At 55.3% G+C, this 25384-nt stretch carries 21 protein-coding genes; 13 read left to right on the top strand and 8 right to left on the bottom strand.

The genetic code is table 11. The features are described from left to right. Nucleotides 1–465: 465 nt before the first annotated feature. The 3 genes from WFP70_RS25695 to WFP70_RS25685 all read left to right on the top strand — a co-directional run bounded on the left by WFP70_RS25695 (nucleotide 466) and on the right by WFP70_RS25685 (nucleotide 3704). The gene (locus WFP70_RS25695) at nucleotides 466–675 is read left to right on the top strand and encodes a DUF1471 domain-containing protein (RefSeq protein WP_034826853.1); all 210 of its coding nucleotides are present in this window, start codon (nucleotides 466–468) and stop codon (nucleotides 673–675) included. A gap of 215 nt (nucleotides 676–890) precedes the next feature. Continuing rightward, on the top strand, nucleotides 891–1940 hold the full coding sequence (gene yncE / locus WFP70_RS25690; RefSeq protein WP_160868432.1) for a 7-bladed beta-propeller protein YncE: 1050 nt from the start codon (nucleotides 891–893) through the stop codon (nucleotides 1938–1940). A 123-nt stretch (nucleotides 1941–2063) separates the two neighbouring features. Further along, nucleotides 2064–3704: a dihydroxyacetone kinase subunit DhaK gene (locus WFP70_RS25685; RefSeq protein ID WP_337024821.1), complete on the top strand. Its 1641-nt coding sequence runs from the start codon at nucleotides 2064–2066 to the stop codon at nucleotides 3702–3704. Between the two features lie 103 nt (nucleotides 3705–3807). On the opposite strand, the gene sbmA is transcribed toward WFP70_RS25685, so the two are convergent. After that, a complete protein-coding gene (gene sbmA / locus WFP70_RS25680) occupies nucleotides 3808–5043 on the bottom strand; it encodes a peptide antibiotic transporter SbmA (RefSeq protein WP_337024820.1) in 1236 nt (411 codons plus the stop codon). A gap of 295 nt (nucleotides 5044–5338) precedes the next feature. Here sbmA and WFP70_RS25675 point away from each other — a divergent pair, with 295 nt between their 5' ends. The 5 genes from WFP70_RS25675 to WFP70_RS25655 all read left to right on the top strand — a co-directional run bounded on the left by WFP70_RS25675 (nucleotide 5339) and on the right by WFP70_RS25655 (nucleotide 11035). Then, nucleotides 5339–6073, top strand: a complete 735-nt coding sequence (locus tag WFP70_RS25675; RefSeq protein WP_337024819.1) for a gluconate 2-dehydrogenase subunit 3 family protein — start codon at nucleotides 5339–5341, stop codon at nucleotides 6071–6073. A 2-nt stretch (nucleotides 6074–6075) separates the two neighbouring features. Next, nucleotides 6076–7860: a GMC family oxidoreductase gene (locus WFP70_RS25670; RefSeq protein ID WP_337024818.1), complete on the top strand. Its 1785-nt coding sequence runs from the start codon at nucleotides 6076–6078 to the stop codon at nucleotides 7858–7860. A gap of 11 nt (nucleotides 7861–7871) precedes the next feature. After that, the gene (locus WFP70_RS25665; protein WP_097118975.1) at nucleotides 7872–9191 is read left to right on the top strand and encodes a c-type cytochrome; all 1320 of its coding nucleotides are present in this window, start codon (nucleotides 7872–7874) and stop codon (nucleotides 9189–9191) included. A 310-nt stretch (nucleotides 9192–9501) separates the two neighbouring features. Beyond that, nucleotides 9502–10569 carry an XRE family transcriptional regulator gene (locus WFP70_RS25660; RefSeq protein ID WP_337024817.1) on the top strand — a complete coding sequence of 356 codons (1068 nt, stop codon included), beginning with the start codon at nucleotides 9502–9504 and terminating at the stop codon, nucleotides 10567–10569. After that, the gene (locus WFP70_RS25655) at nucleotides 10550–11035 is read left to right on the top strand and encodes a PIN domain-containing protein (RefSeq protein WP_337024816.1); all 486 of its coding nucleotides are present in this window, start codon (nucleotides 10550–10552) and stop codon (nucleotides 11033–11035) included. The genes WFP70_RS25660 and WFP70_RS25655 overlap by 20 nt, the downstream gene beginning before the upstream one ends. Before the next feature lie 37 nt (nucleotides 11036–11072). Here the strand turns inward: WFP70_RS25655 and WFP70_RS25650 are convergent, their stop codons facing one another. The 4 genes from WFP70_RS25650 to WFP70_RS25635 form a co-directional block, all read right to left on the bottom strand. Continuing rightward, nucleotides 11073–12482: an MFS transporter gene (locus WFP70_RS25650; protein WP_337024815.1), complete on the bottom strand. Its 1410-nt coding sequence runs from the start codon at nucleotides 12480–12482 to the stop codon at nucleotides 11073–11075. A 188-nt stretch (nucleotides 12483–12670) separates the two neighbouring features. Next, nucleotides 12671–14191 (bottom strand): p-aminobenzoyl-glutamate transporter, encoded by a 1521-nt coding sequence (abgT, locus tag WFP70_RS25645; RefSeq protein ID WP_058962220.1) that lies wholly within the window; start codon nucleotides 14189–14191, stop codon nucleotides 12671–12673. Nucleotides 14192–14414: 223 nt separating this feature from the next. After that, nucleotides 14415–15854, bottom strand: coding sequence for a M20 family metallopeptidase (locus tag WFP70_RS25640; protein ID WP_337024814.1), 1440 nt, complete (start codon nucleotides 15852–15854; stop codon nucleotides 14415–14417). Then, nucleotides 15851–17164 carry an amidohydrolase gene (locus WFP70_RS25635; RefSeq protein ID WP_337024813.1) on the bottom strand — a complete coding sequence of 438 codons (1314 nt, stop codon included), beginning with the start codon at nucleotides 17162–17164 and terminating at the stop codon, nucleotides 15851–15853. Before WFP70_RS25635 ends, WFP70_RS25640 begins: the two co-directional genes overlap by 4 nt. 114 nt (nucleotides 17165–17278) lie before the next feature. Here WFP70_RS25635 and WFP70_RS25630 point away from each other — a divergent pair, with 114 nt between their 5' ends. Together WFP70_RS25630 and yjdN are read left to right on the top strand one after the other, a co-directional pair. Continuing rightward, the gene (locus tag WFP70_RS25630) at nucleotides 17279–18181 is read left to right on the top strand and encodes a LysR family transcriptional regulator (protein WP_337024812.1); all 903 of its coding nucleotides are present in this window, start codon (nucleotides 17279–17281) and stop codon (nucleotides 18179–18181) included. Between the two features lie 108 nt (nucleotides 18182–18289). Then, the gene (yjdN, locus tag WFP70_RS25625) at nucleotides 18290–18721 is read left to right on the top strand and encodes a VOC family metalloprotein YjdN (RefSeq protein ID WP_097118981.1); all 432 of its coding nucleotides are present in this window, start codon (nucleotides 18290–18292) and stop codon (nucleotides 18719–18721) included. An 83-nt stretch (nucleotides 18722–18804) separates the two neighbouring features. Here the strand turns inward: yjdN and WFP70_RS25620 are convergent, their stop codons facing one another. The 3 genes from WFP70_RS25620 to WFP70_RS25610 all read right to left on the bottom strand — a co-directional run bounded on the left by WFP70_RS25620 (nucleotide 18805) and on the right by WFP70_RS25610 (nucleotide 22131). Beyond that, nucleotides 18805–19671, bottom strand: coding sequence for a nucleoside-specific channel-forming protein Tsx (locus tag WFP70_RS25620; protein ID WP_034826809.1), 867 nt, complete (start codon nucleotides 19669–19671; stop codon nucleotides 18805–18807). 445 nt (nucleotides 19672–20116) lie between these two features. Beyond that, nucleotides 20117–21475 carry a sensor histidine kinase gene (locus WFP70_RS25615; protein ID WP_097118982.1) on the bottom strand — a complete coding sequence of 453 codons (1359 nt, stop codon included), beginning with the start codon at nucleotides 21473–21475 and terminating at the stop codon, nucleotides 20117–20119. Continuing rightward, entirely contained in the window at nucleotides 21472–22131 is a 660-nt protein-coding gene (locus WFP70_RS25610; RefSeq protein ID WP_034826805.1) for a response regulator, read from the bottom strand. The genes WFP70_RS25615 and WFP70_RS25610 overlap by 4 nt, the downstream gene beginning before the upstream one ends. Nucleotides 22132–22409: 278 nt before the next feature. On the opposite strand from WFP70_RS25610, the gene WFP70_RS25605 reads away from it, so the two are divergent. The 3 genes from WFP70_RS25605 to WFP70_RS25595 all read left to right on the top strand — a co-directional run bounded on the left by WFP70_RS25605 (nucleotide 22410) and on the right by WFP70_RS25595 (nucleotide 25170). After that, nucleotides 22410–22778, top strand: coding sequence for a helix-turn-helix domain-containing protein (locus WFP70_RS25605; RefSeq protein WP_034826803.1), 369 nt, complete (start codon nucleotides 22410–22412; stop codon nucleotides 22776–22778). Nucleotides 22779–22957: 179 nt separating this feature from the next. Further along, on the top strand, nucleotides 22958–23848 hold the full coding sequence (locus WFP70_RS25600) for a LysR family transcriptional regulator (RefSeq protein ID WP_034826801.1): 891 nt from the start codon (nucleotides 22958–22960) through the stop codon (nucleotides 23846–23848). A gap of 110 nt (nucleotides 23849–23958) precedes the next feature. Further along, entirely contained in the window at nucleotides 23959–25170 is a 1212-nt protein-coding gene (locus WFP70_RS25595) for an MFS transporter (protein ID WP_337024811.1), read from the top strand. The last annotated feature ends 214 nt before the right edge of the window (nucleotides 25171–25384 follow it).

Here is a 25384-nt window from a genome sequence, read left to right as displayed (position 1 = left end):
GTGGTGTGATGAGAAAGCTGGTGCATATCTGCTTCGGTGTGCTGATGAAACAGCAGAGATATGACGAGAATTACGCAGTAGCGGCTTGACGTGCAAGACGGTAGCTGCGGGTTATCCTGGCAGACTCATTCTTTTCGGCGCTGCGGATTGCCCGTCCCAAAGCGGCCCCAGCCTGCTTCTGAACACTTGTGCGTATTGTTAGCAATCTCTTTGAAATGCCTGCCTCAAGCCATGAACGGTGACAGATTGAAAAGCAGCTGTTTCAGACATAAATCCTGCACCACTCTAAAAAACCAGTTTTTTAACCCTTTGCACACAGGTTAATCCAAATGTGCTTTTTATATTCAAATTAATCGAATAACTACGGCAAATCTCTCTGCTTTTTTGTGATCGAATTCACGCCTATTATTTATCTCAACAAGGCGATGACGCCTTATCCGATAAAAAATCATTGAGGAATTGACCATGAAATCTATCAAAACTTTTGCTGCTGTTATCGCTCTCTCTGCTCTGCCATTCGCCAGCTTCGCGCAAAGCGTCACCGCATGTGCTTCAACACTGGATGGTGCAGAAGCGCAAATCGCTGCTCAGGCGCACAAAGCTGGTGCTTCCTATAAAGTGACTGAAGCCAATTTCAACAACGGCGTGCACATGACTGCTGAGTTGATCAAATAAGTCTGCATTAACGATCTGTGCTGACAGGGTGCCTTAGGGCGCCCTGGCGGCGTTGGTAACTGCATAAAATTCTGTTACTTTCCTACCTAAATGATTACTATTCTCAAAAACTAACATCCTTCGTCGGCTCGCCTCGGGCTGTCATTCTGAAATTGGTTGCATTGTCGGGCTTTCACTTCACTGCCATGAGGCGGTGGATTTGCTATGGAGAAGTTATGAAAGCGATTAAAACAACATGGGCGTTGCGTCCATTGCTGCTGGCAACGGCGCTGTTATCTTCCTCTGCGGTACTGGCAGCGGAGTCTCAGCCGCTGAACCAGGTGATTTCCAAAGGTGCTTACGAACTGGCGTTCAGCAACAGCGATAACGCGCTGTTCCTCGCCACGGCGCAAAACGCCAGCACCAAAGGCGGCACCGTTTATCGTCTCGATCCGCAGGATCTGTCGGTGAAGCAGACCATCAATACCGATCTGCCGACCTTTGGCGCCGCCATCAACCAGAAAACCAACACGCTGTTCTTTGGTAATACACGCGATGCGGCACTGACCTCGGTCGATGCCAGCAGCGGTAAAGTACTGAACTCGCTGGTGCTGGATGCGCGTCAGCGCAGCGAAACCGTCCGTCCACTGCAGCCGCGTGAAGTGGTTGCGGATGCGGCCACCGACCGCGTGTATGTCACCGGCCTCGGTGAGCAGAGCGTGGTGTGGGTTGTGGATGGCAAAACCCTGAAGCTGGTTAGCACCGTACCAAACACCGGTAAAATGGGCACCGGCCTGGCCATCGATTCTGCGGCACAGAAGTTGTACGTAACCAACGCCGATGGCGAACTGGTGACCATCAATACGCGCCTGAACGCGATTGAAAAACGTCAGAAAATCGATGGCGACAAAGACCACTTCTTCCTGAATATCGCGCTGGATACCCAGGGCCATCGCATCTTCCTGAGCGACTCTAAACAGCCTCAGGTGCTGGTGCTGGATTCCCGAACTCAGCAGGTGATTCATAAGATTGATGTGCCAGAATCGCTGGCGGTGCTGTTCAATGCCGACCGCAACGAGCTGTATGTGACGCACCGTAAAGCCGGCGAGATCAGCATCATCGACGCCAGCTCTTATAAAGTGAAGCGCACGGTGAAAGCACCGGGCCTGCCAAACAGCCTGGCGCTGTCAGCAGACGGTAAAGCGCTGTTTGTTAGCATCAAGCAGCCAGGCACCCGTAAAGAGCCACCAAAAAACCCGGATAGCGTCCTGCGCATCGCGCTGTAAGCGGCAGTTATCTGAAACTCAAGGGCGGCGTGTGCCGCCCTTTGCATTTCCGCACTTTCCTTCCCCGCTCGCCCCGCGATATACGCTACCTTTTACCTCGACAACACCAATGGAGAGGAAGCAATGAGCCAGTTTTTTATGCATGAGAAAAACGATCTGGTGAACGAAGCCATCGAAGGGGTTTTGCTGAGCACGCCCTGGCATAACCTGAGCCGCCTCGATCTCGGTGATGAGATCCGCGTGGTGGTGCGCACAGATTGGGATAAGAGCAAAGTGGCGCTGATCTCCGGCGGCGGATCGGGCCATGAACCGGCGCACGCCGGTTTTGTCGGCAAAGGCATGCTCACGGCGGCGGTATGCGGCGATATCTTTGCCTCACCGAGCGTCGATGCGGTGCTCAATGCCATCATCAATGTCACGGGCGATGCAGGTTGTCTGCTGATTGTGAAGAACTATACTGGCGACCGATTGAACTTCGGGCTGGCGGCGGAGAAAGCGAAAAATCTCGGCTACAACGTCGAGTTGGTAATGGTGCAGGACGATATTGCGCTGCCCGAAAATCCTCAACCGCGCGGCATCGCTGGAACCGTGCTGGTGCATAAGATCGCCGGTTTTGCTGCCGAGCAGGGGCACTCGCTGGATGAAGTTAAAGCGCTGGCGCAGCGTGCCATCGACGCCACCTCATCGATTGGGCTGGCGTTTGCGACCTGCCATATCCCAGGCGAAAAGCGTGATGAACGTGTCGAAGCGGGCCACAGCGAGCTGGGTATGGGCATCCACGGCGAACCGGGCGTGGTGACACTGGATACCCAAAACAGTCGAAAAATCAGCAGTATTATGACCGATAAGCTGGCGCAGTCGCTGCCAGACGGCAAACAGGCGCTGCTGTTGATCAACAACCTCGGCGGCTTCTCCCAGCTGGAGCTGGCGGTGTTGACGCGCGAAGTATTGCAATCGCCACTTGCCGCGCGGGTTACCCACCTTATCGGTCCGGCAACCCTGGTCAGCGCTTTAGATATGAAAGGCTTCTCGCTGTCATTGCTGGCGCTGGAGGAACCCTTCCTTGAGGCACTCAATGCGCCGGCGCAGGTGCTGGGCTGGGTACCTGTCTATGACTTTGCACCCATCAGTTTGCAGAGCGCGGAAAAAGTCGGCAGCGTGCTGGATTTCGACCCGTCCGACAACGCTGAAGTGGCTAAACACGTTGAGCGCGTGACGCAAACCTTGATCGATCTGGAAAGCGAACTCAATGCGCTGGATGCCAAAGTCGGCGACGGCGATACCGGTTCAACCTTTGCAGCGGGCGCGAAGAAGATTCAGCGCGGCCTGCGCGACAATCAGCTGCCGCTGGATGAGTTGTCGACCTTAATGGCGCTGATCGGTGAGCAACTGGCGACGGTGATGGGCGGTTCAAGCGGCGTGCTGATGTCGATTCTGTTTACCAGCGCCGGGCAAAAACTGGAAGAGGGCAGCGCACTGCCGCAGGCATTAATGCATGGTCTGGAGCGCATGAAGCATTACGGTGGCGCGCAGCCGGGGCATCGTACGTTAGTGGATGCGCTGCAACCGGCGCTGGAGGCGTTAGTGGCGGGTGAGTCACTGGTGTCGGCTGCGAAAGCCGCTCAGCAAGGCGCCGATGCCACGGCACAGATGCAGAGCGCCAAAGCGGGCCGTTCGGCTTATCTGAACCAACAAAGTCTGGATGGGGTGAAAGATCCGGGTGCGTATGCGGTTGAGAAGGTGTTTGCGGTGTTAGCAGGCTGATGGCAGCTGATTGATGAGAAGGGTAGCGGCGCGATTTATCGCGCGCACCTGAAGCGATATAACCGCTGACAGATGCGCAATAAATAACGCCGCTACAACAACCTTACTCCGCCGACTCGCGCATCATCTCTTGATGCGGGATATCCGACAGGATCTGCTCGAAACTGCGCAGACGTTTGTAGATCGACATCAGTTCGACCAGTGTTGACCAGGAGGAGATCAGATACTGGAACGATGAGCGCACCTGATCAAACACGTTAGTAATCTGGTTGAGTAAACCAAGTGTGATGGTCCCGGCGACAATCGACGGGAACAGCAAAAACAGACCAAACACGTTATCGACCTGCAGATAGAGAATGCGGGTGATGTTGAAATAGAGATAGTGGAAATAGAGGCGGAAATAGTTAAAACGCACGCGACTAAACAGCTCGTTCACCGTCGGCGGTGACGCGCGATCGGCATTGTCCTCGCCATACACCAACTCTTTACGATAGGCCGCTTCCACACGTTGATTGCGGAACTCCAGCCCTGGCAGCTTAATCCCGACGATTGCCAGCAGTCCGGTACCAAACACCGACCATAGCACCGCCGCAATCACCAACGCATACGGGATATTACCCAGCAGCGGGATGTCTTTCACGTGATGTGACAGCGTGATCAACACCGGCAGGAACGCCACCAGCGTCATGATCGCCTGAATAAAACTCACGCCCCAATCTTCCAGCGTGCTGGCAAATCGCATGGTGTCTTCCTGCACACGCTGAGCGGCACCTTCCACATGGCGCAGGCGCTGCCAGTTGTGCATGTAGTAATTGTTCATCGCGGTGCGCCAGCGGAACACCCAGTGGCTGATAAAGAATGAGTTCATCACGCCAATCACCACCGCAATCAATGCGATACCTAAAAAGGCAAGAACCTGCTGGTAAAATTCAGCAATCTGCACCGATCCGGCTTTGGTTAAGGCTTTTTGAATCAAGTCATAGAATGGACCATACCAGGCATTGACCGCTACGCCGACCTGCACACCAAACCAGGTGACAAAGATGATCAATGCTGCACCCCACACTGACCAGCGCTGCCACGGATGGTTATCAATCACCTTCCAGGCAAGGGCGAAAATCGCCGCCACGATCCAGTAATAGGCATAGAACCATAATTGGCTTGGATGGATGAAACGGCTGGCATTGGTGGGCAGCGGCTGTTGCATCGCCGCATGCAGCGAAGGCCACAGTGCAGGCAGTTCATTGGCAAAGCCGAACCAGGCAAAAATCGCAATCAAACTCCAAATCGCGGCCGAGCTGAAAAACAGCGCTGGCCGCGGAAAATAGGACTTAAACATAGGCACTCCGCTGTTGTGTGTACTCTTTTATACCGCGTCAGACAGTGCTTTGTCTGTTGTGGGTTGTATCTGACGATGACAGCATCGCCGCAGTTATGTAAAGCGACGCCGTAAGTTGTTAAGTATTTTGTGCGCATTTGTTTCGAGAAACTAAATTAATACAGTTTGTAGTGTTACACTATGCGCACTGTTACCGGTAACAGTGACGCTGTATCCCTTAAGCCACAACTAAAAAAACAATACAACGCAACGAGTTAACTTTCATACCGCATTCATGTGGTAATGAGGCAATGTCATGTCAGAACAAAAAAATGGTCACAGTCGCAGGGATTTTCTGTTGAGAACCATCACCCTGGCGCCAGCCATGGCCGTTGGCGGTTCGGCAATGGGCGCGTTAGTGGTGCCGATGGCCGCAGGAGCAGCAGAGCAACCCGTCGCACCTCAACAAGCACGCGCTTATCAGCCAAGCTGGTTCACGGCGGAAGAGTTCGCCTTTATCACTGCGGCAGTGGCGCGCCTGATCCCCAATGATGAACGCGGTCCTGGCGCACTGGAAGCCGGTGTGCCGGAGTTTATCGATCGTCAAATGAACACGCCGTACGCCACCGGCAGCAACTGGTATATGCAGGGGCCATTCAATCCCGATCTGCCTAAAGAGCTGGGTTATCAGTCTCCGCTGGTGCCGCAGCAGATTTATCGTCTGGGTCTGGCCGATGCCGATGGCTGGAGCAAAAAGCAGCACGGCAAAGTGTTCGCTGAGCTAACCGGCGAACAGCAGGACGCACTGCTGACCGCGTTTGAGAGCGGTGAAGCTCAGTTCCCGCAGCTCAATAGCAAAACCTTCTTCTCCTTCCTGCTGCAGAACACCCGCGAGGGTTACTTCAGCGATCCGATCCACGGTGGAAATCAGGGCATGGTGGGCTGGAAGCTGATTGGCTTCCCTGGCGCACGTGCCGACTTTATGGATTGGGTGGAGCGCGGTGAACGTTATCCGTTCCCGTCAGTGGATATTCGCGGGGAGAGGACGTAACTGTGGCAAATGAATTGAAAAAAGTAGACGCGGTGGTAGTGGGTTTCGGCTGGGCCGGAGCCATCATGGCGAAAGAACTAACCGAAGCCGGTCTGACGGTGGTGGCGCTTGAGCGCGGTCCACATCGTGATACCTACCCTGATGGATCCTATCCGCAGTCGATTGATGAACTGACCTATAACATCCGTAAAAAGTTGTTCCAGGATCTGTCGAAAAGCACCGTCACCATCCGTCACGATGCCTCGCAAACTGCGGTGCCGTATCGTCAGCTGGCGGCGTTTTTGCCGGGCACCGGCACCGGCGGTGCAGGTCTGCACTGGTCAGGCGTGCATTTCCGTGTCGATCCGGTGGAGCTGAACCTGCGCAGCCACTACGAGCAGCGCTACGGCAAAAACTTCATCCCGGAAGGCATGACCATTCAGGATTTCGGCGTCAGCTATGATGAGCTGGAGCCGTTCTTTGATCAGGCTGAGAAAGTATTTGGTACATCCGGCAGCGCCTGGTCGATCAAAGGCCAGCTGCAGGGCAAAGATAAAGGCGGTAACCCGTACGCGCCCGATCGTTCCTGCGCTTTCCCTCTGCCTGCACAGAAGCGCACTTACTCGGCACAGCTGTTTGCCCAGGCCGCTGAATCAGTGGGTTATCATCCCTATGATATGCCGTCGGCCAACACCTCTGGCCCGTACACCAACACCTATGGTGCGCAGATGGGACCGTGCAACTTCTGCGGTTACTGCAGCGGTTATGCCTGCTACATGTACTCCAAAGCTTCGCCGAACGTGAATATTCTGCCCGCGCTGCGTCAGGAGCCGAAGTTCGAACTGCGTAACAACTCTTACGTGCTGCGCGTCAATCTGACCGATGACAAGAAGCGTGCCACTGGCGTGACCTATCTGGATGGTCAGGGGCGTGAAGTAGTGCAACCAGCGGATCTGGTGATCCTGTCTGCGTTCCAGTTCCACAACGTGCATCTGATGCTGCTTTCAGGCATCGGCAAACCGTACAACCCGATCAGCAACGAAGGTGTGGTGGGCCGTAACTTCGCCTATCAGAACATCTCGACCCTGAAAGCGCTGTTCGACAAAAACACCACCACCAACCCGTTTATTGGTGCGGGCGGTGCGGGCGTGGCAGTGGATGACTTCAACGCAGACAACTTCGACCACGGTCCACACGGCTTTGTCGGCGGTTCCCCATTCTGGGTGAACCAGGCGGGTACCAAACCGATTTCTGGTCTGCCGACGCCGAAAGGCACGCCAAACTGGGGCAGCCAGTGGAAAGCCGCTGTGGCTGATACCTATAACCATCATATTTCGATGGATGCGCACGGCGCGCACCAGTCGTATCGCGCCAACTATCTCGATCTCGATCCGAACTACAAAGATGTCTATGGCCAGCCGCTGCTGCGCATGACCTTTGACTGGCAGGACAACGACATCAAGATGGCGCAGTTTATGGTCGGCAAGATGCGCAAGATCACCGAAGCGATGAACCCGAAAATGATCATCGGCGGCGCCAAAGGACCAGGCTCTCACTTCGATACCACCGTGTACCAGACCACGCATATGAGCGGCGGTGCGATCATGGGTGAAGATCCGAAAACCAGTGCGGTGAACCGTTATCTGCAGAGCTGGGATGTGCCTAACGTGTTTGTGCCAGGTGCCTCTGCGTTCCCGCAGGGCCTCGGCTATAACCCAACCGGCATGGTGGCGGCGCTGAGCTATTGGTCAGCGAAAGCTATCCGCGAACAGTATCTGAAGAACCCCGGCCCCCTGGTTCAGGCATAAGGAACACGGCGATGATCAAAAGCATTTTGGCCCTGTTTCTGGGCACGATGACGTTCGCCGCAGTGGCGGACGAAGCAGGTTCGGACGCTCTGGTGAAGCGCGGTGAGTATCTGGCACGCGCGGGTGACTGCGTAGCCTGCCATAGCACCGAGGGCGGCAAGCCGTTTGCCGGTGGATTGCCGATGGCGACACCAATTGGCACCATTTACTCCACTAACATCACCCCGGACAAAACCACCGGTATTGGTGACTACAGCTACGACGATTTCCAGAAAGCGGTGCGTCATGGCGTGGCGAAAAATGGCGAGACGCTCTATCCGGCGATGCCATATCCGTCCTACGCGGTAGTCAGCGATGAAGACATGCAGGCGCTGTATGCCTACTTTATGCATGGCGTACAGCCGGTGGCGCAGGCCAACAAAGACAGCGACATTCCCTGGCCGCTGTCGATGCGCTGGCCGCTCTCCATCTGGCGTGGCATCTTCGCGCCAGACGTGAAAGCGTTCCAGCCAGCCGCGCAGGAAGATCCGGCGCTGGCGCGTGGTCGCTATCTGGTGGAAGGTCTGGGTCACTGCGGTGCCTGCCATACACCGCGTAGCATCACCATGCAGGAAAAAGCGCTGACCAACGGCGAAGGCAATGATTACCTGTCAGGCAGTAGCGCACCGATTGATGGCTGGACCGCCAGCAATCTGCGCGGTGACAACCGTGATGGTTTAGGCCGCTGGAGCGAAGACGATCTGAAGCAGTTCCTGCGCTTTGGCCGCAACGATCACACCGCCGTATTTGGTGGCATGACCGATGTGGTGCAGCACAGCCTGCAGTATCTCAACGATGAAGATATCAGCGCGATTGCCAAATATCTGAAGTCGCTGGGCGCGAAGGACGCTAGCCAGACGGTGTTCACGCAGGATGATGCGGTCGCCAAAGCGTTGTGGAAGGGCGATGACAGCCAGCCAGGCGCATCGGTGTATGTCGATAGCTGTGCAGCCTGTCATAAGACCGACGGCAGCGGCTATCAGCGCTTCTACCCGGCACTGCGCGGCAATCCGGTCGTCATGGCGGAGGATCCGACCTCGTTGATCCACATCGTATTGGTGGGCGGCACCTTGCCTGGCGTGCAGGGCGCTCCGTCAGCCATCACCATGCCGGCATTCGGTTGGCGTCTGAACGACAACCAGGTTGCAGATGTGGTGAACTTCATTCGCGGCAGTTGGGGTAATGGCGTGAAGTCGACGGTGACGGCGAAGGATGTGGCGAAACTGCGCAAAGACGAGGCAGTCGAGTCGAAGCAGGGCAGCGCGGACATTAAGGTGCTGGAAGGGCAGTAAGCCAACACTGCGTTTTAAAGCACGATAAATCGCGCCGCACCAGATCGCACTGATCTGGTCGCGGCGTGATTTATCGCGCAGTATTTAAATATTCTCCATATCCAAACCTGCAAAACCGCACCCAATCCCTGTAGGGTGCGCATTCATGCTTACCGTTGCAATCATTGTGTTCCACACCCCTCAAATTTAAATCCCTACAAGCCTTGTCTCATTTTTCATCCCTCTCGTTGCAAGGCCATCGTTAAGCGCACATAATTCCGGTTTATGAAATTATAAAATTTACCTATTTTATAAACCAACGGAGGTCAGTGTGTTTGGAGAACGTTTATTGCGCGCGCGCTCCGCTGCGGGCTTATCCATGAAGCAGTTGGCTGAGAAAGCGGGCGTTAGCGCCAACATGATCAAGAAATACGAGCATAACGAAAGTATGCCGGGATCTGCCGTGCTGGTGAAAATGTCGCGTGCGCTAGGTGTGCGTAACGAATATTTCTTCCGCCCGACGACGGTTGCACTGAAAAATATTGAGTACCGTAAACGCCAAACGCTATCAGCCAAAATGTTGGCGCAGATCCATGCGGATGTGATTGATCAGGCAGAACGGTGGCTTGAACTTGCCAATCTGTGGCCTAACTTTCCTGTTCCAATTTTTGCTCAACCTCAGCTGCCTGCTGGGCAGGTTGAGAACTATGAGCAGATTGAAACGATGACCGAACACGTTCGGCTGCAGTGGGGACTTGGCCAGCAGCCGATCACGCACTTGATTGATGTGCTGGAAAGCCATGGGATTCTGGTGATCGTCACGGATGTCGATCACTCAGACAAGTTTGATGGTTGTCAGGCGATGATTGACGCCATACCCGTTATCGTTATTTCTGCTAAATGGCCCGGCGATCGCCAGCGGTTTACTCTGGCGCATGAACTGGGACATTTGATTTTACAGGGTCGCCTTGCCTCTCATCTTGATGAGGAGAGAGCCTGTCATCGCTTTGCGGGGGCTTTGCTTTTCCCTGCGAGTGCTGTGTTTCAGCACTTTGGTCACCGCCGTGCTCGTCTTGAGGTGCAAGAGCTATACCTGCAAAAAATGGATTATGGTCTGAGCATGCTGGCCTGTGTTTACCGCGCTGCCGATCTGAGCGTGATAACTGAGGGCAAACGCAAAGATCTGATCATGATGTTCTCTGCGCGCAAATGGCGAAAGCAGGAACCTGGTGAACAGGTCGCATGTGAGAGCACTACGCTTTTTCCACAGTTAATTTATCGCGCATTAGGCGAAGGGATCATCAGTGAAGGTAAAGCGGCTGAGCTGATGGGCGTCTCATTAGTCGCCTTTCACCGCGAGCGGCAGTTGGGGTGGTCGGATGATCATTCTCATCAGTGATGCCAATATTTTAATAGATATGGAAGAGGGCGATTTGTTAGATGCGCTTTTCGAATTGCCCTACCAATTTACCGTGCCAGATTTACTCTATTTTGATGAGCTTGAAACCCACCATGCCGACTTGCTTGATAAAGGATTGGTGCTTGGCGAATTAAGCTCAACCACTATGACTTACGCCATAAAACTCATTGAGCGTGTGCGTGGGCCCAGCCGAAATGATTGTTTTGCGTTAGCCCTGGCTAAACAGGAAATCTGTCCGCTATTAACCGGTGACAGAGCGCTCAATCGAGTTGCCAGAGAAGAGGGTATAGACGTTCGTGGAACGCTTTGGGTTGTGGAAGAAATGATTGAACACCAGATCATTACAGTAGATGGCGCACGCCGGGCTTATTGTCAGATGCGAGACAGTGGCAGGCGCTTGCCATGGGATATTGCCTTCGTGCAGTTAGACAAATTCGCGAAATAGTGGGCGGCTTATTTTCCGCCCACGACCGATAGATGACTCAAATATTCTCCAAATCCAACCCACGCGTCTTCGGACCGTAAATACCCACTGACAGCATCACCATCAGCATGCTCAGCACGATAAAGGCGATCACACCCTGACTGCCGGCGTACTGCAAAATAATGCCGATCAAAATGCTGCTGAACACCGTGGACAGGCGGCTAAAGGAGTAGCAGAAGCCGACCGCACGCGCGCGAATATGCGTTGGGAAAATCTCGGTCTGATAGGCGTGGTAGCTAAAGGTCAGCCACGCGTTGCTGTAGGTGATCAGGAAGCCACAGATGATCATCAGCACCGGATTGGTTGCCAGCGCGAACAGCGTGCCGAATACCACGGTCATCAGGGAGGAGAAAACGATCTGCCATTTGTTCTCGAGCTTATCGGCGTAGCGACTGCAAATCAGTGAGCCGAGCGGATAAGCCAGGGTGATAAAGAACGCATACAGCAGGCTGTGGGTCACCGTTGCGCCTTTGCCGGACAGCAGTGCAGGCAGCCAGTTACCGAAGCCGAAGAAGCCAATTGCCTGGAAGAAGTTCATCACTACCAGCATCAGTGTACGCTTGCGGTAAGTGGGGGACCAAATCTCGCTGAAGCGACCTTTTTTTGGCAACGCTGCTGCGGCATCGCTGTCAGAGAAATCTTCGCCCGGCGCAATCCCGCAGCGTTTTTCCATCTCACTCAGCACCTTATGCGCTTCCTGATGACGGCCCTGCTGCGCCAGCCAGCGCGCCGATTCCGGCAGGTTTTTACGAATCAGCCAGATCACCAGCGAGCAAACCGCACCGGCGATCACCACCCAGCGCCAGCCTTCAAGGTTGAGAATAGTTTGCGGTACCAGCCACCATGACATCAGCGCCACGGCAGGCACCGACAGGAACTGGATAAAGAAAGAGTAGGCAAAGGCGCGGCTGCGCAGATGAGCAGGCACCCATTCGGACAGATAGGTATCAATGGTCACCAGCTCAACACCGAGGCCGATACCGACCAGGAAGCGGAACAGGATGATCATTTCAGCGCTCTGCTGGAAGGCCATCAACAGCGAGAACACGCCATACCATGCCAGTGCGCACATAAAGGTCAGACGACGACCAAAGCGGTCGGCATAGGGAGCCAGCAGGCTGGCACCGACAAACAGGCCGAGGAAAGTCGCCGAGGCGAAGGCGGCCTGGTCGGCAATGCCGAACACCCCTTCCGAGCCGGTATGAAACACGCCAGCAGCCAGTAGACCAGAACTGATATAGCCGGTTTCAAACAGATCGTAGAGCTCAAAAAAACCGCCCAGCGCCAGCAGCGTAATAAAACGCCATAAGCCTGCGGATGAGGGCAGCGCATCGATGCGCCCGGCTAAGGTGCGGCGATCCGCTGCGATGTGATCGTTCGCCATCCCTGTCGAAGTGATTGTTGTCATTATTGGATAAACCTCGGTGTTTGCAGAACTCGCACGGTTTTATGGGTTTTAAAAATAATTAACCGTTAGCAAGCGAAGGAATAGCAGGATAATCAATTCATCGCGGGTTGCCGAGAGGGGCAACGGTGACATTTTCGCAATCTACGTTGCAGTTCACAGAAGTGTGATCGCCGTCCATGGCGATGCGATTAATGCAGGCTGGGGTAAACGCCCGGTCCAATCGGTAAACCCAGTGCGTACCATGCCAGCAGCAGGATGATCCAGCTGATAAAGAACACCACCGGATACGGGAAGATCAGCACATAATAGGTGCCAAGTTGCGCATCTTTTTGGTATCGCTGCAGGAATCCGAGGAACAGCGGCAGGAACGGTGACATCGGCGCGAGGGGCAATACGGCAGAATCCGCGATACGGAAAATCATCTGCGCAAAGGCCGGATGGAAGCCGAGCAGCATAAACATCGGCACGAACACTGGCGCCAGAATCGACCAGATGGCTGAGCCGCTGGCAATAAACATGCACAAGAATGCCGACAAGAACATCAAACCGAGGAACGCGGGCGCGCCACTGATGCCGGCACTTTCCAGCATATCGGTCAGACCGATTGCCATGAATTTGCCCATGTTGCTCCAGTTAAAGAAGGCGACAAACTGCGACAGCGGGAACACCATCACAATAAAGCCCGCCATGCTCTTCATTGGATCCACCAGCAGCTGCGGGATGTCATCGGCCCGACGAATCTGCTTCGTCACGGCGCCGTAAGCAATCGCCACCACAAAGAAGAACAGGATGATGATCGGCACAATGCCCTGAATAAACGGCGAAGGAATGATGCCGCCGGTTTTCGGGTTACGCAGGGGGGCATGTTCTGGCACCACCAGCAGGGCCATCAGGGCGATAAACACCAGCGCGGCAATGCCCGCAGCCCGCAGGCCCCGGTTCTCCAGCGCGGTCAGCGGCGGCAGGCGATCGTTGTTGCCGCCGTTCCACGCAGGAAGACGCGGCTCGACAAACTTATCAGTAAGGATGGCACCGGCAATCGTCAGCACAATCACCGAGCTGGCCATAAAGAACCAGTTATCGATCACACTCACGTGCACGGTATCGCTCACCGCTTTCGCCGCTTCGGTACTGATGCCGGAGAGCAGCACGTCGGTGGTAACGATCAGCAGGTTAGCGGTAAAGCCGGAAGCGACACCCGCGATAGCCGCCAGTAAACCCGCCACCGGATGACGACCCACGGCGAGGAAGATCAGCGCGCCCAGCGGTGGCATCACCACCAGTGCGGCATCCGATGAGATATGGCTGAAGAAGGCGATAAACAGCACCATATAGCTGGCGTAGCGGCGGCTGACGCGTGAGGCCATCTTCACCATCAGCGATTGCAGCAGGCCGACTTTCTCTGCTAAACCCGCACCAATCACCAGCGCCAGAATTGACCCCAGTGGCGTGAAGCCGCTGAAGTTTTTGATGATGTTAGGCAGAATCCATTGAATCCCGGCCACGCTCAGCAGGTTGTTGACCCGCACCAGTTCGCCATTGGTGGGATTTTTCACTGCCAGATCGAAGTAGCTGATAATCGCGGTGGCGACCATCAATACCACGATCAAATAGACAAACAGTAAGAACGGGTTGGGCACTTTGTTGCCGACCCGCTCAATCCAGCTAAACAGCTTCCCTGGGCTGCGGTTCTCCGTGGTCACTTCCATCGGTTATTCCTCGTCATGTCTGTTGTATTTGCGCCCGCCATACTTCAAGCCACAGATGCGTTGGCTGCGTGCGGGCACCCCCGTCACTGACTGATGTCAGCTCCTGGAGCTGCCCGCACTTGCCGCCTTACTGCGACTCGAATTATTTGGGGCTTTAGTTTTTATTTTTGGGTTACTGCATCCGGGTTTGCGCCGGATTGAATCTTTTATGCCGCTAAGGCTTTTATAATTTTGATGGCGTCACATCTGCCGGAATCGGGCAGCTGTAGGGCTGTTCGCGGCGCACGCGCTGGAACTCTTCGCGGCAGCGCGCCAGTGCTTCTTCATCCTGCAACAAGGTCAGCGCGGTGGCGGCCATCACTTTGGCGGCCAGACACATGCCTTTGTGGCCCAGCGAAGTGCGGCCCTGCGCCACCAGTTGCCAGGTGTGCAGCGGGGTACCAAAGGCGAAGCAAGGCGCAAAGCACTGCGCGGTTGGCGTCACCCAACTCACATCGCCGACATCGGTTGAGCCATACAGCAGCTCGCGCGTTATGGCATACGGTGCCACTTCATCCATCAAAATTTTGTCGCCCAGCGCCTCGGTCCATGCCACGCCTGCCTCGCCGCCGGTGCGCGCTGCGTTCAAACGCGCATTGCGCAGATCGTCCTTCGTTAGCGTGGCACGAATCTCGGCGGCGAACTGCTGCTCCTCCGCGCTGTACTCGGGCAAGCCAAACTGATGCAAGTTGCGCTCCATCACCGCTTCCAGCGCGCGATTCGGCACATAGTTGGAGCAGGCTTTATCGAAGCGCACCGTCATGGTGGTGTCGGTCATCAGGGCCGCGCCTTTGGCGATATTGATCACCCGCTGATAAATATCCTGTGCCTGATCGAGTTCTGGCGCGCGGATCAGATACAGCACTTCGGCATCGGCTTGCACCACATTGGGGGAAACACCGCCGGTGTTAGTCACGGCGTAGTGCACACGCGCTTCCTGCACGATGTGCTCGCGCAGGAAGTTGGCACCGGTGTTCATCAGCGTCACGGCATCCAGCGCACTGCGTCCCAGATGCGGCGAGTTAGCGGCGTGCGCGGCCACGCCTTTGAAGTGAAATGCGGCCTGGATATTGGCCAGCGTGCTGAGGTTGAACATGCCGCTGAAGCCTTCAGGATGCCAGGTGACAGCGGCATCCACGTTATCAAACAGCCCTTCGCGCACCATAAAGGTTTTGCCAGAACCGCCTTCCTCGCCTGGGCAACCGTAAAAACGCAGCGTGCCGCGCTGGCCGTTCTCCGCCCACCAGGCTTTGATGGCGAAGGCCGCGGCCAGTCCGGCGGTGCCCAGCAGATTATGGCCGCAGCCGTGCCCGTTGCCGTTTTCCACCAGTGGTTGTGGTGTGGCGCAGCCTGATTGCTGGCTCAAACCGGCCAGCGCATCAAACTCACCGAGGATAGCAATCACCGGTTTTCCACTGCCGATGCTGGCGATAAAGGCGGTGTCGATATTGCCGACGCCACGCTCGACGGCAAAGCCTTCCTGCTCCAGCGCATCGGCCAGAATGGCGGCGGATTGCGTCTCTTCAAAGCGGGTTTCCGGTACATCCCAGATGGCATCGCTAAGGGCGGTGAAGCGCGGCTGGTTTTCGTTGATGTAACGATCGATAAAATCGTGATGGCTCATCGCTGACCTCCAAACTGTGCCTGGTTCAGCGCCAGCGTCGCGAGGGTTTGCACCGCTGTGGCCATAATCGCTTCGTCAAAATCGAACTTCGCGTTGTGGTGGCCTGCCGCCAGATCGCAACCAAAGATCACATAGGATGACTGACCGCCACGCTGCTGCACGCGCTCCAGCATGTATGTGGCATCTTCCGAACCGGCCGCCTGCTTTTTGGTATCCACTACCGAGGTGAAAATCCCCATGGCATCGGCCTGCTGGTGGATAAAATCGACCCACGGCTGGCTTGGGGTACAGCTGCGTGCGCCACCCATTAGTTTGATGTCGTACTCAACGCCATACATCGCCGCCGCGCCGGAAATCACGCGCAGGGCTTGCTGATAGATGTCATCGTTAACCTGATTGCTGACGCCACGGGTTTCCACTTTCATCAGGGCATAATCGGGTACCACGTTGCGTCCGGATCCCGCCTGCAACACACCTACGTTGACGCGTGCGACACCGCCGCTGTGTTGTGGCAGGTTGTGCAGCGCCAGTGTAGCTTGCGCGGCGGCCAGCAAGGCGTTACGACCCTCTTCTGGTTTACCGCCCGCATGCGCGCCGACGCCAATGAAATTGACGTCCAGTTTGGTGGTGGCCAGGAAGCTGTCGCTGCCGCAAACGATTTCGCCAGCAGGTACGCCTGTGCCGAGATGGATAGCGGTAAACAGATCCACATCATCCACCACGCCTGCGGCCACCATCGCTTTAGCGCCACGCACGCCCTCTTCGGCAGGCTGGAAGATGATCTTAATGGTGCCGCTAAGCTGATCTTTCATCTCCATCAACACGCCCGCCAGCGCCAGGCCGATAGTAGTATGGCCGTCGTGGCCGCAGGCGTGCATCATGCCGGAGTTGCAGGAGGCAAATCCTTCACGGGTAGGGATGTGGTCGGCATCACGGCTTTCGTTCTGGTCCAGCGCATCCATATCGACACGGAAGCCCATCACCGGGCCGGGACGACCGGTCTCCAGCGTGGCGACTACGCCGCAGAAGCCGCCTGAGAAATGCGAGATCCACTGTGGCAGTGCGCCTTGCTCCAGTGCACGGGCTTCCTGTTGTGCCAGTACCTCGTCAGAAGGTAAGCCCATGCGCGCATCGGCATCGATCACGTCGCGGCCGAGCTTGAGCTGATAACCAAGACGATGCAGCTCTTCGGCCACTATCGTTGCAGTACGGAACTCCAGCCAGCCCGATTCGGCAAAATGGTGGAGGTCGCGACGCCAGCTTTGCATCTGCGGAATCCGCGCGTTGACGAGGTCGGAGAGGGTTTTCATCGGCATATCCTTTGTGTTGGTTTTTTATGCATTATCCCGAATCTACACAATGGTATTGGTGCGCATAAGATGCGAATATCTTGTCACTGATAAACAACGGTTATCACAAAAATCATGCCTGCCAACCTCAAACTTCATCAACTGCGCGCCTTTGTCGATGTGGCCCGCCAGGGCAGTATTCGCGCTGCCAGCCGCTTATCGGGACTTTCACAGCCTGCGCTGACCAAAGCGATTCAGGAACTGGAGCTGGCGCTTGGCGCACGTTTGTTCGAACGTCGTCAGCAAGGCGTCACGCTAACGGATATCGGTGATAACTTTTTTCGTCATGCCAGTCTGGTGCTGGAAGAATTGCGCGTGGCGCAGGAGGATATTCAGCAGCGATTGGGATTGGCGGGCGGAAGAGTGAACATCGGCGTGGGCGGCAGTATTGCGCGCACTATCATGCCGCAGGTGATCACCCAGTTTCATCGTGAATACCCGCTGGTGAAGGTGCGTATCGTTGAGGGGCAACTGGTGTCGATGGTGCATGAACTGCGTCAGGGCGCGCTGGATTTCACCATTAATACCTACGATCAACATCATCTGGATCAGGAGCTGATTTTTGAGCGGCTAATGGAGCGTGACTATCAGGTGGTGATGCGTAAAGGCCACCCGATGGCGCATGCCCGCTCACTGAATGAGTTGCAGCACTGTGACTGGACGATGCCGACGCCGCAGGGTAGTTACTATCGGTTGCTGCATGATCTGTTTGGTGAACGCGGTATGGCACCGAAGATCGTGGTGACCTGCGAAACCTTTATGGCCTGCACCAGCCTGGTGGCAAAGAGTGATTTTGTCAGCATCATCTCGCGCGATGTCATTGAGGATCCGACGCACGGTGGGCAACTTATTGCCCTCGATCTTGACGATCCGTTACCAAAAGCCACCTTCTATTTGATCCAGCGGAAAGACACCGCGCTGACCCCAATGAGCGCTTACATGGCCCAGCTGTTCCGCCGCTATTGTCAACAAAAGTAAGATTGTGTCCTGGATTGTCAGCAAAGTTAAGAGTGCGGTTTGGCTCGCAGCTTTTTAAAAATTGCGCATTACACTCGCTCCGTACGTTTACGTTAAGGAGAACCGACCATGCAAATTACACCTTATTTGTTTTACAACGGCCGCTGTGAAGAGGCGATCGCCTTTTATCTTGCGGCCACTGACGGCGAACTACTGTTTAAAATGACCTTCGGTGACATGCCGGATGAAACCCCTGTTGAGGATGAGGGCTGCCCCTCTGGCGTGACCTTCTCGCCAGAACAAATCATGCATGCCCAGCTGCGCATCGGTCAGGGTGAATTGATGATGAGCGATGGCGCACAGCAGGCAAACTACGCCGGCTTTTCCGTATGTTTATCGACACTCGATGAAGCGCAAGGAAAACGTTGGTTTGATGCTTTATCCGCAGGCGGAGAGGTGACGAAAGCGTGGGAGCCGACATTCTGGGCGCACGGTTTCGGCATGTTCACCGATAAGTTTGGCGTGCCCTGGATGGTGAGTGCGGACATGCCGCAGAGTTAAACCGGAACAGTTTGTGACCAGGTACGCATAAATGCGTACCTTACAAGGGTCGCCAGTGATGGCGACCCTTGTATTCATACGAATTAGAAGTTGTAACCCACGACCAGATAGTAACCCCAGCCCGTCGATTTCACTTCAAACGGACCGTTGCCGAAGTTCAACTCCTGCCCATCCGCCCACTGACCGCCATTATGGAAATAACGCGCCACGGTAGAAACGTGCCAGTGATCGTAGTTCAGCGACAGAATGTGGCTGGACGCGATCGAATTGCTGGTACGTGATGGACCGGTCTCATCGCGCAGGTCTGAACCCCAGTCGAAGTTGGTGAAGCCGATGTAGCTCAGCTTGCCGCCCCACAGATCGGTAATCGGCACAAAGTATTTCACTTTGAAGCGATAACCATCCCAGCTGTTTTCGTTCGCTGCACCGTAGTTCTGCCACTGGTATTTGGCATAAACGTTCAATGACAGACCGATATCGCTGTGGGTATCGATGTCGGTACCCAGACCCATGTACCAGGTGTTCTGACGCTGTGAAGCGTTGCGGCCCATGTCATAGATATAGTTGTTCGCGAAATACCACTCTTTAAACGGACCAAACGCCAGGCTGGTGCCGGTCAGTTTATCGATAGAGAAACGTGGCTCAATTTCCATGAACAGCGGCGAACCGTGGTCAAAAATGCCGTTAGCGTTGCTGTTACCCACGCCAAAGAAGTTGGTCAAATCCGCATAGCCGTAAAAATCGAACCAGTCTTTTTTAGCAAAGGCTTCGTATTCGAGATACACGTCATTGTTGAACTGCGGTCCGAAACGGGTGTGGGTGCTGCCCACCACGTTAACGCTCTGGTGCCACCAGTCTGAAAGATACTGCGGATCGCTGTCTGCCGCTTGTGCCGCGCCGGTCCAGCTGCTGGCCAGTAAGGCCCCTGCTATCAATGCTTTGAATTTCATTATTTTATTAACCACATGCTAGTGATCGCCGCAGATGCGTCGCGATCGAGTGAAAGCGATCCCAGGGGATGGGCCGTGAGTTGTTTTTTAACCGGTCTAATTCGCCGAATTTTCAAGTGTGCGTAATGTGCCTGTAACAGAGCGATAGGAAATAGATTTTGATCACGTTTGTCAAAATGTGTTGCATTTTGATTCACTGAATATGTGATTTTGATCACATAAATGCCGTGTGGCGAACGGAACCCCGCAACCGTTTACGTTGTCGCGTTCAGTCACAAAGATCTCAGATGCGGAAAAACGTGTAGCGGCACGATTGAACGTGCGCCTTTGGAATTTGGCGGCGGAAAATACGTGGTTCATCGTGTAGGGCGATTTAGATGAGGAAAAGACGCAATACGTTGTGCCGCTACCGCGCTGGATATTCAAGGCGGTAACGGCACGTTGTTTATGGCAAGGTCACACGCACTTGCAGGCCGGAAATTTGCCCCTGGGCGTTATGGCAGTTCGACAGCGCGACCTGCATCTGATGCTTCTGCGCTACGCTGCGCACAATAGACAGACCCAAACCGCTGCCTTGCGCCTGTACATCTGGCGAACGGGTGAAGCGATCAAAGGCGCGTTCGATAAAGGACTCCGGCATGCCCGGCCCGTTATCGACGATATCCACCACGGTGTGATTGCCCACGCGATGCAGCAGCACATCTACCAGGCTGCCTTCCGGCGTGTGCAGCATCGCGTTGCCGATGAGGTTATCAAACAGGCTACGCAAATCGGAACGGCTGGCGTGCAGGCGATAGTGCGTGGTGCCATTAAAACCGATATCAATGCCGCGTTTATCGGCGACCACCATCAACTGCTCGATGCTCTCTTTCAGCAAATCATCGAGCTGGATGGTTTCCACCGTGGCCACCACTGACTGATCTTCCTGTCGCGAGATATTCAGCAACTGCGTCACCAGATGGCGCGTCCGCGTGACGCCAGCTTCCAGCTGATCAAACTGGCGACTGGCTTCACCAGGCTGAATATGCTGGCGCAGATTTTCCAGCTGCAAGGTGACGGCGGTAACCGGCGTGCGCAGTTCATGTGCCGCATCTTCAAGGAACTGTCGCTGCGATGACCAGGCTGCCCGTAGCTTATCGAGCAGAGAGTTATAAGCAGCTACCAGCGGCAGCACTTCATCCGGTAAGCCATCCGGCGATACCGAGTGTGGATGCAATGTTTCTTGTGCGGCAATCTGTCGCGAGGCAACGCGCAAATCTCGCGTGATGGCACGTACCACCAGCCAGATCACCAGCAGTGACAGCGGCATCATCAGCATTAAGGGAATGATGGCGGACAGCACCCGCTTCACCATCAAACTTTTCATGTAGCCGATGTTGTGTAAAACCTGAATATTACCGATTTCACTGCCCAGTTCGCCGGGGCGGGTATACACGCGCCAGTCACAGTCATCGCCACAGTCGCCGACTTTTAAATCGGACCAGCCTTTTTTTGCCTGCAGCGGCGCCTGTAAAGCAGGCCATGAGCTGGCGCGCAGATGATTGTTGGTGTCCCACAACTGAACGATGTAGGTACTCTTCAGCTTCTCTTGCTGCATCACCATTGGCATCAGCGCAGGCATGCGCTGGCTGGAGGACCAGGCATCAGCAATCTTGGCGAGCTGATCGTCCTTCATGGTGCCCATCATGTCGCCGTAGCAGTGGTAGAAATACCAGGTGACGCCGCCGATCATCGCCAGGTGCAGCAGCACCAGCGTGGCGAGCAGTTTGTTACGCAGGGAGCGCATAAAAGTGAAAGGTTTCATATTGCCGGTACTCGCCAGCCCAAACCGCGCACGTTGCGAATCACTTCGTTATCGAGCTTGCGGCGCATGCCGTGGATCAGCACATCAACGGCGTTGCTGGTGACTTCTTCACCCCAACCGTAAATGCGATTCTCTAATTGTTCGCGTGACAGGATGGCACCTGGTCGCTCCAGCAGAGCGTAGAGCAGGGCATATTCGCGTGCTGTTAGCTGTTCGCGTTGGCCTTTGTACAGCACTTCGCGCGTCATCATATCCAGCTGCACATCGCCACTGCCTAACAGGGAATCCGCCGCTCCGTGACGACGTCGGGTGATTGCACGCATGCGCGCCAGTACCTCTTGCAGATCAAAGGGTTTAAGCAAATAGTCATCGGCGCCGCTGTCGAGTCCCTGAATGCGTTGTTGCACCGTGTCACGCGCAGTCAGCACCAGCACGGGCGTCATATCGCCACGCGTACGCGCACGCTTCAACACATGGATACCGTCTTCACGCGGTAAACCGAGATCGAGCAGCACGCAGGTATAACCGCCTTCGGCCCAGGCATTGGTGGCAAATACGCCATCGCGCACCCAGTCCACCGACCAGCCCGCCGCTTCCAGCGCCTGCTGCAAGTTGGCGCCAATCATTTCATCATCTTCTACCAGCAGCACACGCATAGAGTTCTCCCAAACTGATGGACGCAGTGTAGCGCCAGATAATTAGGCCAGAATTACCCTCCGTCATACTTCCTCCTGCAGATGCGTGAGCTGCGAGCATTCACCCCCGTAAGCGCCTGAGGATTCACACTCTTGCTGCCTTTCTGCCGCTGGACTCATTCAGGCGGAGCACCCATTTCCCCCCTTGCTAATTCTGCGCTAATTTTCTGCTAATTAAGGGATAAATTTAACGCGCTACAGTGACTGCACTGGACATATTGTCGAAGCAGGAGGTTCCCATGAATCAGCGCGAATTTATCCGTAGTTTGCTGGACTGGATTGAAGACAACTTAGGGCACGATTTGCATCTGGATGAAGTAGCACGCCGCTCGGGATACTCCCGCTGGCATCTGCAACGTCTGTTCCGTCAGCACACCGGTTTTTCTCTGGCAGAGTACATCCGTCAGCGCCGGTTGACTGAGTCCGCGCTCACGCTGATCAACAGCGATGAAGCGATTCTGCAGGTGGCGATGAGCTACGGGTTTGATACGCAGCAGGCGTATACCCGCACCTTTAAGAACTACTTCAGCGTCACGCCGGGTCAATTGCGTCGTCAGCGCCGCGTTGAACAGGAACGTTTGTTGTTCCCGCTGGCGGTGGCCAGTTGATTGATGACGCTGAAATTGATCTGCAAAGTAGACGTAGCGGCGCAATTTATTGCGCAGTAAATCGCGAAGGGATTGCGCGATAAATTACGCCGCTCCACCCCGTTCGCTGATTAAATTCGGTGCTTATTGCGGCTTTTACTTTTAAGCTGCTGTTCTCCGTTTGTTACCCACCAGAGAACATGGACAACAGCGATAATCTCACCGCCATGATGCTGTTTGCGCGCGTCGTTGAGCGGCAAAGCTTTAGCGAAGCCGCGCGAACCTTAGGCGTCTCTAAATCGCATGTCAGTCGCGAAATCGCGCGGCTGGAAGTGCGACTCGGCATCAAACTGCTGCAGCGCACCACGCGGAAAGTGGCGTTGACCGAGCTGGGTCAGGCTTACTATCCGTTTTGTACCCGCATGCTGGAAGAGATGCACCGCGCCGATGCGTTTGTGCAGCAGGTTCATCAACTGCCCGCGGGTAATGTGCGCTTACAGGCGCCAATCACCTATGGCTGCCAGTGCGTCGTCCCCACTCTGAATGACTTTATCCGCCGTCATATTCATATCAATGTCGATCTCGACCTCACCACCAGTGACGATCCGCAGCCCAGCGCGGATGTGGCGATAGTGATTCGTGCGCGCGCGCCGGAAGTCGCTAATTATCGCGAACTGAGCACCATCGAGTGGGGACTCTATGCCACGCCGGATTATCTGGCAGCGCATCCCGCTATCGACCATCCAGAGCGCCTGACACGTCACGATTTGTTGCTGTTCCACGGACCCGCGCATACGGCCGCACTGCCGTTTCGCCGCGATAAACAGCGGCTGGCGCTGGATGTGCATAGCCGTTTCCGCGCCAATAACAGCATGGCGCTGCTGAATGCGGCGCTGGCCGGCACCGGCATCGCTTATTTGCCAGCGTATATGACGCAAGAGGCGCTGGGGCGCGGCGAGATCCAACAGGTGTTGCCTGAGTGGCAAATGGATCGTTTACACAGTTATCTGCTGCTCAAAGAGCAGCCGCAACCTTCATCCCCCGTGACGTTGCTGTGTGATGCGTTAATTAATGCCTTGAGCGGCAGTTAATTGTTGTTGCCTGACAACAATATTACGCTGGTTGGCAAATATCTCTCTCTCCCTGTTTTATGTCGTGCTCCGCTGTTAGCCTGCTAAAAAAGCAAAAACAGGGAATGACTATGTCGCAATCATCAACAGTGTTAGCGCCTGAGCAGCAACACTGGAAACGTAATTTGTTTGTCTGCGTGCTGGGTTCGTTCAGCACCATTGTGGCGATGACGTTGCTGCTGCCGTTTCTGCCGCTGTATGTGCAGCAGCTTGGCGTGCAGGAACCTGCCGCGATTGCACGCTGGTCGGGGGCTGCGTATGGTGCCACTTTCCTCAGCGCCGCGTTAACCGCGCCGTTGTGGGGAAAACTGGCGGATCGCTATGGCCGCAAACTGATGTTGATTCGTGCCAGCCTCGGAATGGCGATTGCCATGTCGCTGATTGGTATGGCGACGGCGCCGTGGCAACTGGTGGCGCTGCGTTTGCTGGCGGGGCTGTTGGGCGGTTACGCATCCGGTTCAACCATTATGGTCGCGGCGCAAACGCCAAAAGAGCAGACGGGTTGGGCGCTGGGCGTGTTGTCTTCCGGCATTATGGCGGGCAACGTGGTGGGGCCACTGCTGGGCGGGGTGTTACCACCGCTGATTGGCATTCGCCACACCTTCTGGCTGACCGGCGCCGTGATTTTCCTCGCCTTCCTTGCCACCACCTTTTTATTAAAAGAAGCGCCGCGTCAGCCGGGTAAAAAGACGGTGCAAACTCTTGATGAGAGTGAGAAGCCGGTCAATCTGCCACTGGTGCGACTGATGTGGTTATCAGGCATGCTGCTGATTTTTGCCAATATGTCGATTGAACCGATCATCACGCTGTATATCGGTCAGTTCGTGCAGGGCGATCATGCGATTACGGTGACGGCGGGCGTGGTGATGGCGGCGGCTGCACTGGGCAGTATTCTCTCTGCGCCGCGTTTGGGGCGCCTGGCGGATCGGGTAGGGCATGGCCGCGTGCTGGTTTACGGCCTGGTCGTTTGTGCCCTGTTGTTGATCCCGCAGGCGTTTATCACCCAAGCCTGGCAACTGGTGCTGCTGCGTTTCCTGATGGGCATGGCGTTGGGCGGTTTGATGCCGTGCGTGACGGCGCTGATTCGCCACAATGTGCCGCAAGGGCAGGTGGGGAAAATGTTGGGGTATTCGACCTCGGCCCAGTATGTCGGTCAGGTCTCAGGTCCGTTATTTGGCGGATTTGTTGGCGGTGCTTTCGGCATGCGGCCAGTGTTTCTGGCAACCTGTGTGATCATGGCGCTGTGCGCGCTGTTAAATGCGCGAGTGTTAAAGAAGCCGTAACGGCGACAGGTATTGCGCTTCGAACAACCATTAGCTTCTTCATAATGACGCGATACGCCAGAGTGCAGGCAGTGAGACAATAAAAAAGGCGGGCTTCACAGCCTAATGCCGATCAGTTAAGACAAAAATGATCGGTTGAACGATCCGGCAGTTCTGCAAGAATCCGTAATCTCTCAGGGATTACGGATTTTTTTATGCTTCTCAGTCAGGCTCT

Source organism: Pantoea sp. USMM079, from assembly GCF_037153115.1.
Classification (GTDB): domain Bacteria; phylum Pseudomonadota; class Gammaproteobacteria; order Enterobacterales; family Enterobacteriaceae; genus Pantoea; species Pantoea communis.
The sequence above is the reverse complement of the archived record's forward strand: the minus strand, read 5'-3'. Positions and strand labels throughout refer to the sequence as shown.